At 71.5% G+C, this 10,392-nt stretch carries 9 protein-coding genes; 5 read left to right on the top strand and 4 right to left on the bottom strand.

All coding sequences use genetic code 11. The features are described from left to right. Together tatC and D7X96_RS30315 are read left to right on the top strand one after the other, a co-directional pair. The coding region (gene tatC, locus D7X96_RS30320) for a twin-arginine translocase subunit TatC (protein ID WP_158626650.1) at nt 1-1,093 on the top strand (1,093 nt) is incomplete at its 5' end. Nucleotides 1,094-1,105: 12 nt separating this feature from the next. Further along, on the top strand, nt 1,106-2,197 hold the full coding sequence (locus tag D7X96_RS30315) for a potassium channel family protein (RefSeq protein ID WP_120549303.1): 1,092 nt from the start codon (nt 1,106-1,108) through the stop codon (nt 2,195-2,197). On the opposite strand, the gene D7X96_RS40525 is transcribed toward D7X96_RS30315, so the two are convergent. Further along, nucleotides 2,169-2,531, bottom strand: a complete 363-nt coding sequence (locus D7X96_RS40525; RefSeq protein ID WP_199747280.1) for a hypothetical protein — start codon at nt 2,529-2,531, stop codon at nt 2,169-2,171. The genes D7X96_RS30315 and D7X96_RS40525 overlap by 29 nt on opposite strands. 26 nt (nt 2,532-2,557) lie before the next feature. Here D7X96_RS40525 and D7X96_RS30305 point away from each other — a divergent pair, with 26 nt between their 5' ends. Further along, the gene (locus D7X96_RS30305) at nt 2,558-2,872 is read left to right on the top strand and encodes a hypothetical protein (protein ID WP_147442780.1); all 315 of its coding nucleotides are present in this window, start codon (nt 2,558-2,560) and stop codon (nt 2,870-2,872) included. Nucleotides 2,873-3,111: 239 nt separating this feature from the next. Beyond that, nucleotides 3,112-3,912 carry a transglycosylase SLT domain-containing protein gene (locus tag D7X96_RS30300; RefSeq protein ID WP_121771347.1) on the top strand — a complete coding sequence of 267 codons (801 nt, stop codon included), beginning with the start codon at nt 3,112-3,114 and terminating at the stop codon, nt 3,910-3,912. Between the two features lie 7 nt (nt 3,913-3,919). Here the strand turns inward: D7X96_RS30300 and D7X96_RS30295 are convergent, their stop codons facing one another. Genes D7X96_RS30295 through D7X96_RS30285 form a run of 3 tightly spaced genes read right to left on the bottom strand, consistent with a single transcriptional unit; the run spans nt 3,920 to nt 9,061 of the window. Next, entirely contained in the window at nt 3,920-6,433 is a 2,514-nt protein-coding gene (locus D7X96_RS30295) for an amino acid kinase family protein (protein ID WP_121771346.1), read from the bottom strand. After that, nucleotides 6,430-7,767, bottom strand: coding sequence for an alpha/beta fold hydrolase (locus D7X96_RS30290; RefSeq protein ID WP_121771345.1), 1,338 nt, complete (start codon nt 7,765-7,767; stop codon nt 6,430-6,432). The genes D7X96_RS30295 and D7X96_RS30290 overlap by 4 nt, the downstream gene beginning before the upstream one ends. 4 nt (nt 7,768-7,771) lie before the next feature. Continuing rightward, nucleotides 7,772-9,061: an O-acetylhomoserine aminocarboxypropyltransferase/cysteine synthase family protein gene (locus tag D7X96_RS30285; protein ID WP_120549298.1), complete on the bottom strand. Its 1,290-nt coding sequence runs from the start codon at nt 9,059-9,061 to the stop codon at nt 7,772-7,774. 399 nt (nt 9,062-9,460) lie between these two features. Between D7X96_RS30285 and D7X96_RS30280 the strand changes: the two genes are divergently transcribed. After that, nucleotides 9,461-10,387: an alpha/beta hydrolase family protein gene (locus tag D7X96_RS30280; protein WP_121771344.1), complete on the top strand. Its 927-nt coding sequence runs from the start codon at nt 9,461-9,463 to the stop codon at nt 10,385-10,387. The last annotated feature ends 5 nt before the right edge of the window (nt 10,388-10,392 follow it).

Genomic DNA, 10,392 nt, shown 5'->3' with positions numbered 1-10,392 from the left:
GTTGATGCGGCCGGTGCTGGACGCGCTGCCCCCGGAGGGGCGCTCGCTCGTCTACACATCCGGCATCGAGGAGATCAACGTCCTGATGAAGGTGGGCGTGTACTGCGGCATCTTCCTCACCACGCCCGTCATCCTCTGGCAGATCTGGGGCTTCGTGGCGCCGGGGCTCTACCCGGAGGAGCGCAAGTACGCGTCGCCCTTCGTGGTGCTGGGCTCCGTGGCGTTCATCGTGGGCTCGCTGTTCTGCTACTTCCTGGTGCTGCCCTCCATGTTCAAGTTCCTCCTCAACGAGGAGGAGACGCTCGCCCTGGAGCAGCGCATGGACACGGCGCGCATGGGCGGCGAGGACGCGCTGCGCTTCCTGCGCATTGGTGAGGTGGAGCGCGCCGGCCACGTGGCCCGGGAGACCAGCGCCGCGCTGACGGCCGCCGGTGAGGGCCAGGTGAAGGACCCGCAGGTGGCGACCGCGAAGAGCGTGGAGCTCACCGCGCGCCTCAAGGGCCTGGGCGACCTGCTGGACGCGGCCGCGGACGGGCTGGGTGTCCCCGCGCGCGGCGTGCTGCGCCAGGCGGTGGAGAAGCGCGTGGAGGCGGTGACGGCCTTCGGCAAGCAGGACTACCTCGCGTCGGAGGCCGCCATGGACCAGGCGGCCAGCCTGCTCGCGGGCGTGGCGCCCACGCGCGCGGAGGAGATGTCCGGCCTGTGGCGCCTCCAGAAGGAGCTGGCCAAGGGCTACGCGGACGCCGAGGCCGCGCGCTGGACGCGGCCCATGCTGACCATGAACGAGCAGCTGTCGCTGGTGCTGCTGCTCATCCTCGCGTTCGGCGTCATCTTCGAATTGCCGCTGGTGATGGCGCTCCTGGGCATCGTCGGGGTGGTGCAGTCGCGGTGGCTCTTCCGCTACCAGCGCCATGCGTTCGTGGTGTGCCTCATCGCGGCGGCGATATTGACGCCCACGGGTGACGTGGTGAACCTGTCGCTCATGGCCGGCCCCATGCTGCTCTGCTACGAGCTGGGCGTGCTGGCGGTGTGGCTCATCGAGAAGCGCCGTTCGAAGGCGGAAGCCTCCACGGACATCACCCCGGCGGCATAGGCTTCCCCGCGCATGAGGAGCCCTGCCGCGCGCTTGATGATGGACCTGCGGTACCTGCGCGCGCTGTCGCGGAGGTTCCGCAGCACGCTGCTGCTGGCGGCGGTCATCTTCGGGGTGGGGCCGGCGCTGTACCACTGGCGCTACGTGGGGCCGGACGGGGGCCGCATCTCCTACGGAGAGGCGCTGCACCACGTCTACTTCCTGCTCTTCGGCCAGCCGTCGCTGCCCTACGTGGCCGACTGGTTCGTGGAGGCGCTCAACATCCTCATCCCGCCGGTCAGCATCGCGCTGGTGGTGGATGGCGTGGTGCGCTTCGCGTACCTCTTCTTCGCGCGGCACAAGAACGACAAGGAGTGGGTCTCCGTGGTGTCCGAAACGATGAAGGGCCACGTCGTGGTGTGCGGCGCGGGGCGCGTGGGCTACCGCGTGGTGACGCAGCTGCGGGAGATGGGCAAGGACGTGGTGGTGGTGGAGAAGCGCGAGGACGCGACGTTCGTGTCCGCGCTGCGCGACGAGAACATCCCGCTGCTCATCGACGACACGCGCAGCCCGCTGTGCCTGCCGCGCACGAACGTGAAGAAGGCGTCCGCCATCGTCTGCGCCACGGACGACGACCTGGCGAACCTGAACATCGCGCTGGACGCGCGGCGGTTGAACCCCGGCATCCGCGTGGTCATCCGCCTGTTCGACGACGACCTGGGCGCGAAGGTGCGTGACACGTTCAAGGCGGAGGCCCTGTCCAGCTCCTCGCTGGCCGCGCCCGCCATGGCGCTGGCGGCGTTGGACCCGCGGCTCGTCCACTCGTTCCGCATTGGCAAGCACCTGATGGTGGTGTCCCTGTTCGTGGTCCGCGACGGCCTGCCGGGGATGAACATCTCCCAGGTGCGGGACCGCTTCGGCGGGCTGGCGCTGTCGCTCATCCGGGGCGACCAGGAGACGCTGCACCCGAACGGCGACGTGGTCCTCCAGGTGGGGGATCAGATCACCGTGCAGGCGTCGTATCCGGAGTACTGCGCCCTGCGCGCCTTCACCGGCGAGGCGGACGCGCCGGCGTACGCGGACCACGACAACTTCCTCATGCCGGGCTACCGCCCGACGGGGTGACGGGCCGCTGCTCCGGGTCGCCCTGCTGCACCAGGTGGATGCGGGTGCCAGAGGCGCCGTCGCCCAGCCCGGGCAGGAGCACCTGCTGGGTGTCGTAGTGCCCGCTGTTCTGCCTGCGGAAGGGGATGACGGCGTCGGCCCACAGCAGCTTCCGCTGCTCTGCGGTGATGTCCGCGGTCTGGGTGCCGTTGGCGAACGCGGCCTTGGACTCGCGCTCGTAGAAGAGCCGCTCCTGGGCGTTGGCGGTGAGGGGCTGCGGGACTGGGGTGAGAAGTACAAGCGCCGGCTGCAGCACACCGGGTGAGCCCGGCAGAAGATGCTTCAGGTTTTCCAAACGAGACTGTCCAGGCAGGAGTGCTCATGTCGACGGGTCGGGTAGCGGGTGGTGGGTATCAGGCAGGTGTGCGGCGCTCGTTCGCGGTGGGCTCGGAGATGGCGTGGGCCGCGTGGGGCGAGGCGTCGGGATGGGGGCGTTGGGTGGGAGCCTGCGGGCAGGCGCTGACGGAAGGCGCGCAGGTCACGCTCGCGAATGGGACGCGCGTGAAGGTGGTGCGTCAGGTTCCGCCCAAGCAGCTGCGCCTGCGTTTGGAGCGTGGCGAATGGCCGCGTGCGCGCACCGTGCAGCTTCGCATCCTGCCGTCGGTGCATGGCGTCACCGTGGCGCCGCCGCGCTGAAGAAGGCCGCGGCCAGGAAGCAGCCCCGGCGCGCGAAGTAGTGACCCGCGACTGGTGACCGCTGTTGGCGAGCGGTGACTCCAGTCACCAGGGACAGGGCCGGGTTCCGAGCACCACGCATCGCGCATTTCCAAGGACATCAAGCACTTGGCTCGCGGCCGGTGTCCTCCCATGGGTTGGCATGTCTCCTGCTGTAGGTGTTCCTCGTCAGCAGCACTTCACTTTCGAGGAAATCCCCCATGATCAACGCTCCCGGTTCCGCCCGCGTCTCTTCCCTCCGCGTTCCCTCCCAGGACTTCGCTTCTGCCCGCCCGGATGCCCTCTCCGGCGGCCGCGTGCAGGCGAGCCACTGCCCGAAGCCGGGTTCGGACTTCGCGTCCCGGTTCCAGCAGGACGGCTTCAGCGCCGGCCCGGCGAAGGGCGCCCAGTTCAAGGAGTTCATGGAGGGCCTCAGCGGCGTGGTGGAGCAGCTCCAGCAGATTGCCCAGATGCTCCAGAGCATCCTTGGCAATGGCGCGGCCGCCGCGGGTGGCGCGGCCGCGGGTGCCCAGGCCCCGGCGGGCGTGTCCGGCGCGTCCGGTGCGGCGCCTGGCGCCAGCAACGCGGGCGGGGCTCCGAGCGCGGGTGATTCGTTCCAGGCGGGCTCCGCTCAGTCGGCCGGCGCCACGGGCGACATGCCGAAGGGCGAGGTGGGCGACTGGATCAAGCAGGCCATGGAGATCCTCAAGGCCGCTGGCGTCCCGGTGGACAAGATGAACCCGCAGGACATCGCGAAGATCATCGAGCACGAGTCCAGCGGCAACCCGAACGCCATCAACCTGACGGACCAGAACGCGAAGGATGGCCACCCCTCCATCGGCCTGATGCAGACCATCCAGCCCACGTTCGACGCGTTCAAGCTCCCGGGCCACGACAACATCCGCAACCCGGTGGACAACATCGTCGCGGCGGTGCGCTACGCGGTGGACCGCTACGGCTCCGTGTCCAACACCCCGGGCATCCAGGCGATGAACAGCGGCAGCGGCTACGTGGGCTACTAAAGCCCGCCTATCGCCCCCGCAGGTTCTGGGCGATCTTCAGGATGTCCGCGAGGACGCCGGCCGCCGTCACGGGCCCGCCGGCGCCCGCGCCCTGCACCAGGAGCGGGTAGTCCGCGTAGCGCTCCGTGGAGAACGCCACGAACGCCTCCGAGCCGCGAAGCCGCGTCGCCGGATGCTCCTTCGCCACGGCCACCGGGCCCACCTTCAGCACCGGCCCGTCCTTCACCGACGGGTCGATGCGCGCCAGGTAGCGCAGCACCTTGCCCTCCGCGCGCAGCCCCTCGATGCGCGAGGTGAACGTCCGGTCCAGCTTCTCCAGTCCCGCGAGGAAGCGCTCCACGTCCGCCTCCTCCAGGTACTCGCGAGGGACGAACGGCTCCACCTCCACGTCCTCCATCGACAGGTTCAGGCCCTGCTCGCGCGCGAGGATGAGCGCCTTGCGCGCGGCGTCCGTGCCCGCCAGGTCCTCGCGAGGATGCGGCTCCGTGAAGCCCTTCTCGCGAGCGGTGCGCACCGCCTTCGACAGCGGCACCCCGTCCATCAGCTGCTGGCTCAGGTAGCCGAGCGTCCCGGAGAAGGAACCCTCCACGCCGTGCACCCGGTCCCCCGTGCGCACCAGGTCCTTCAGCGTCTGGATGACGGGGAGCCCCGCGCCCACGGTCGTCTCGTAGTGGTACGCGCGGTGGTTCAGGTGCGCGGTGCTCCGCAGCCGCTCCCAGACCTCCAGCGGCTGCGTCAGCGGCTTCTTGTTCGCCGCCACCACGTGGATGCCGCTCTTGAACGCCTCCAGGTACAGCGCCTCCATGCCTTCCGCCGCCGTGCAGTCCACCAGCACCGGCACCGGCAGCCGGCGCAGCGGCTCCAGCAGCGCGCGCACCACGGGCGGTGAGGCGCCCTCGGGCACGGACTCGATGCGCTCGCGCCACTGCTTCAGCGGGATGCCCTCCGGGGAGAAGAGCACCCGCCGGCTGTCCGCGAGCCCCACCAGGTTGAGCTGGATGCCATGCCCCCGCGCCAGCGTCGCCTGCAGCGTGCGCAGCTGCTCCAGGAGCTGGGTGCCCACCACGCCATGGCCCAGCACCAGCAGGCTCACCTCTTCATGCGCGAAGTGGAAGGCCGCGTGCACCGTGCGCACCGTCAGCGCCGTCTCCGCCCCGTCCACGATGAACGAGATGGAGCGCGCGCTCGCCGTCTGCGCGATGGCGCGCACGTTGATGCCCAGCGCGCCCAGCGGCTGGAACAGCCGTCCCGCCACGTTGGCGCCCTGGCCCATGGCCTCCGCCACCAGCGCCACCTGCGTCACCGGCGCGCGCACCTGGGGCGGCTGCAACGCGCCGCGCTCCAGCTCCGGGCCCAGCTCCCGCCGCAGCACCTCCTCCGCCCGCGCCGCGTGCACCCGGCGCAGCACCACCGCCACCGAGCGCCCCGGCGAAGACTGCGCCGCCATCCACGCGTCGATGCCCGCCGCCTCCAGCGCCTGCAACGCGCGAGGCCCCACCGGCCGGGTGGCCTCCTCCGTGCCTCCCTCCAGCCCCAGCAGCGCCAGGTCCTCCAGGGACACCACGCACGTGGGCACGCTGCCGTTGCCCGCGCCGCGCACGTCGATGAGCGTGCCGGGTTCGTCGGGCTGTTGCAGGTGGCGCACGCGCAGGGGGAGGTCCGCGTCGCGCAGCGTGGACAGCGCGCGAGGGTGCAGCGTGGGCAGGCCCAGGTACACCAGCTCCAGCGCCTCCGTGTAGCTCAGGTGCGGCACCGGCCTCGCGTCCGCGACGTGCAGCGGATCCGCCGTCATCACCCCGGGCACGTCCGTCCACAGCGTCAGCGGCGTGCCCAGCAGCACGGACAGCACCGCGGCCGTCTCGTCCGCTCCCTCCACGCCCAGCGTCGTGGAGCGCCCATCCACCGCCGTGCCCCGCCCACCCGCGTGCAGCGTCAGCCGCCCCTCCCACGCAGGACGCAGCGTCGCCACCCGGGCGCGCGTGTGCTCGCGGTTCACGCGCGCCAGCCCGGGCTCGCCCTCCGTCACCGTCCAGTCCGCCGCGTCCACCTCCAGCGCCGGCACGCCGCGCGCGCCCAGCAGCTTCGCCAGCAGCGCCGCCGTCAGCCGGTCGCCGGTGCCGCGCACCACGTCCTCCAGCGCGGGCCGCCGCTCACGCACCAGGCTGGCGCCATCCAGCGCGCGGCGCGCGGGCTCCAGCAGCGACGCCAGCGAGCGCGAGCCGTCCGCCTCCACCGACGTGGAGCCCGGGGGCGCGCCCAGCCGGCGCTCGGCCTCCTCCAGCATCAGCAGGCCGCGCGCGAGCAGGCCGTCCAGCTCCTGCCGGGCCAGCGTGGAGTTGCCCTTCAACGCGATGGACAGCGCGGCCTCCAGCCCCGAGGCGAGCCACGGAGGTGACGACACGATGGCGGCGCGCGTGCTGCCCGCGTCGCGGCGCGACAGGTGCGTGGCCACGGACGCGAGTCCCTGGGCGTTGTCGAGCAGGAACGGCGCGTAGCGGGTGATGCTCACAGGGGTGGTCATGAGGTCTTCCGGGCGCGGACGCCGGCAGTGGAGGAAAGGCGGGCGTCACGGCCTACGCCCGGAGGCAGGGACAGGGCGCGGACCAACAGGGGCGCGAGCGCGTCCCATTCGATGAGGAAGCCGTCGTGGCCGTGCACGCTGCACAGGGCCGCGTACTCGGCATGGAGTCCCTGCGCGCGCAGGCGCCGGGACAGGTTCTTCATGTGCTCGGGAGGAAAGAGCGCGTCCCGGTCGATGCCGACGGTGAGCGTGCTCGCGCGGATGCGGTCCACGCCGGGCCCACCGTTCGGCGTGGGCACGCGGGTGAGGTCGTGGTGGTCCATCGCGCCCAGGAGCGCCAGGTAGGACCGCGCATCGAAGCGCGCCTCCAGCTTCGCGCCCTGGTGCTCCAGGTAGCTCTCCACCGGATACAGCGCGCGCGACGACCACGCCTGCGGCCTGGGTTGCAGCGCCTCCAGTCCGGCCTCCGCGCGATAGGTGAGCGTCGCCAGCTGGCGCGCCAGCTCCAGGCCGCGCCTCGGGGATTCGGGGTACCCGGGGTCCAGCAGCACGGCCTGCCGGGCCACGTGGTTCCAGCCCACCACCCACGCGGACGCGGCCTCCGCCGTGGCGATGGGCACCATGCGCTGGAAGCGCTCCGGCGCGAGCGCCGCCAGGCACAGCACCACCATGCCGCCCAGCGAGCCGCCGGTGACGAGCGCCACCTCGTCCACGCCCAGCGCGTCCAGCGCCGCGAGGATGGAGCGCGCCTGATCCCACGGGGTAATCGTCGCGGGCAGGCTCCGCTCATCCAGGCGCAGGTCGCCCTTGGGCAGCACCGGCGCCGGGCCGAAGCGCGTGTCGTCGGTGCGCTGCGGGAAGCCCTCGTCCGCGGGGCCGGAGGTGCCGTAGCAGGAGCCCAGGTTGTTGAAGCACAGCAGCCGCACGCGCGAAGGGTCCAGCGGCCGGCCCGGCCCGATGACGGGCGCCCACCAGCCGCCTTCGCCTCCGGCGTTCATGTCCCCGGTGAGCGCGTGCACCAGCAGCACCGTGGGCACCGCGTCCGGCGCGCGGCGGAGCCCCACGCGGCGCGCGTGGATGGCGGCGTCGCGCAGCTCGGAGGCGGTCCTGCGCACCACGCGCAGCCGGCCTTCGCGCGTCGCTTCGTCGGAGTGCACGCGCGCACGGGACTGCAACCACGCGAGGTCCTCCGGAGGCCCCCACCACCAGCCGCGCACGAGGTGGGGCGCCACGCGGGCGCCGGCCTCCAGCGGCAGGTCCGGCAGCGACACATCAAAGACGCGCGGGGTCTCCGCGCGCGGGGGGACTTCCTCTCCAGGCCTCACGGGTCGCATGGCGTCAGACCGCGCTCAGGGCCTGGTCCAGGTCGGCCAGGATGTCGTCCAGGTGCTCCAGGCCCACGGACAGGCGCACCAGGTCGTCGGTGACGCCCGTGCTGGCGCGCTCCTCCGGGGTGAGCTGTTCGTGCGTGGTGGACGCGGGGTGGATGATGAGCGAGCGCGTGTCGCCGATGTTCGCGAGCAGGCTCCACAGCTTCACCCCGTCAATCACCTTGCGCCCGGCGGACAGGCCGCCCTTCACGCCGAAGGTGACGAGCCCGCCGAAGCCGCCCTTGAGGTACTTCTTCGCGTTGGGGAACGAAGGGTCGTCCTCCAGGCCCGGGTAGCGCACCCACTCCACCTTCTGGTGCTGCTTGAGCCACTTCGCCACCGCGAGCGCGTTCTGCGAGTGGCGCTCCAGCCGCAGCCGGAGCGTCTCCAGGCCCAGGATGAACGCGTGCGCGTTGAAGGGACTGAGCGCGGGGCCGAGGTCTCGCAGGCCCTCCAGGCGCGCCTTGAGGATGAAGGCCGCGGGCCCGAAGGCCTCGCGCAGGCGCAGGCCGTGGTAGCCGGGGTTGGGCTCGGTCAGCTCCGGGAACCTGCCGTTCTCCCAGGGGAAGTTGCCGCCGTCCACGATGACGCCGCCAATGGAGGTGCCGTGCCCGCCGATGTACTTCGTCGCGCTGTGCAGCACGATGTTCGCGCCGTGGCGCAGCGGGTTGAAGAGCGCGGGGGACAGCGCGGTGTTGTCCACGAAGAGGGGCAGGCCCGCTTCACGCGCCACGGCGCCAATGGCGTCGAAGTCCGGCACGTCCAGGCGCGGGTTGCCCAGGGACTCCAGGTAGAGCGCCTTCGTCTTGGGCCCAATGGCCTGGCGGAACGCGTCCGGGTTGCCCGCGTCCACGAACCTCGTGGTGATGCCCAGGCGCGCGAGCGTCACCTTGAAGAGGTTGTACGTGCCGCCGTAGAGGCTGGCGCCGGAGACGATTTCATCCCCCGTCTTGAGGATGTTGAGGATGCCCAGCGTCTGCGCGGCCTGGCCGGACGCCACCGCGAGCGCGCCCACGCCGCCTTCGAGCGCGGCGATGCGCTTCTCGAAGACGTCCGTCGTGGGGTTCGTGATGCGCGTGTAGATGTTGCCGAACTCCTTGAGGCCGAAGAGCGCGGCGGCGTGGTCCGCGTCGCGGAAGCGGTAGCTCGTGGTCTGGTAGATGGGCACCGCGCGCGAGCCCGTGGTGGGGTCCGGCGAATAGCCGGCGTGCAGCGCGAGCGTGTCGGGGTGCAGCGGGCGTTCGTTGGGCGTGCTCATGGCAAGGGACTCCTGTTCGCGTCGCTCCGGAAGGAACGCGCGTGCGTGAGGGCAAACGGGTGGTGGGGACGTCAGGGCACTGCGGGAGGCGGGGAGGGCTTCAGGGCTTCAGTGGGCGCTGCGACGCTCTTCGGCAGGAGATGCGAGAGCGGAGGCCCGAAAACGACGAAGCCCACCGACCCTCGCGGGTGGGTGGGCTCCGGTTGGCTCGCCAGGGGCAGGCTGTGCGTCAGCCGGCCGCGGCGGGCTTGGGCCCACCCGGAACAGGCATCGAACACATGCACATGGCGGAGGTGACGAACATTCTGCGAGAAGAAGTAGACGCGATGTCGCGAGCTGTCAAGCCACCCTCCGGCGCTGTCGCGAACCCGTGACACCGATTCGCCGCGTATTCCCAGAATGACGTCAGCCCGTCCTGTCCTCCTGCTGGCCTGCCTCCTCCTCGCCGCGTGCTCCAAGCCCGCGCCGCCCACCTCCGTGAATCTTCGAAAGTCGTTCCGTACGCAGTTGAAGGTGGAGCCCACGCAGCGTGTGCCCGCGCCCACGCCGCCGAAGGAGCTCTTCGAGGTGGTGCGCTATCCCGCGCCGCTGGGCAGCAACGCGGCCTACGTCACGCCCGTGCGTGAGGGCCCGAAGCGGCCGGCGGTGGTGTGGATCCACGGCGGCATGGACTTCGGGATCGGCCGCCTCGCGTGGACGCCGACGCCCCGGAGCAATGATCAGAGCGCGCGGGCGTTCCGCGAAGCGGGGCTGGTGTTGATGCTGCCGTCGCTGCGAGGGGCGGACGACAGCCCGGGCGCGCGCGAATACTTCCTGGGCGAGGTGGATGACGTGGTCGCCGCCATCGACTTCGTGGCGAAGCGTCCGGACGTGGATCCGGCGCGCATCTACGTGGCGGGCCACAGCACGGGCGGCACGGTGGCGCTGATGGCCGCGGTGCTGTCACCCCAGCTGAAGGGCGCCTACGTGTTCGGCCCGACGCACGACGTGTCGGAGTACGCGCACTATGTCCCGCTCCTGGGGCAGGCGCGTGGGCCGGAGCTGTGGATGCGCAACCCGGTGAGCTACGTGGAGCACCTGCGCGTGCCCACGCAGGTCATCGAGGGCTCGGATTACGGCAACATGGACGCCTTCGAACCGCTGCGCGCGGCGGCGAAGGGAGCGCCGCTGTCGTTCCTCGCGGTGCCGGGGGCCACGCACTTCAGCGTGCTCGCGCCCGTAACGGAGTTGCTGGCGAATCGGCTGCTGGAGGCGAAGGCGGACGCGCCCACGGTGACGCTCACGGACGCGGAGGTCCGTGAGGCCGTGGCCGCTGAACAGGAGTGATTCGC

It is taken from the genome of Corallococcus interemptor, assembly GCF_003668875.1.
Classification (GTDB): domain Bacteria; phylum Myxococcota; class Myxococcia; order Myxococcales; family Myxococcaceae; genus Corallococcus; species Corallococcus interemptor.
Note: the sequence above shows the minus strand (reverse complement) of the source record. Positions and strands in the feature narration are given on the sequence as shown.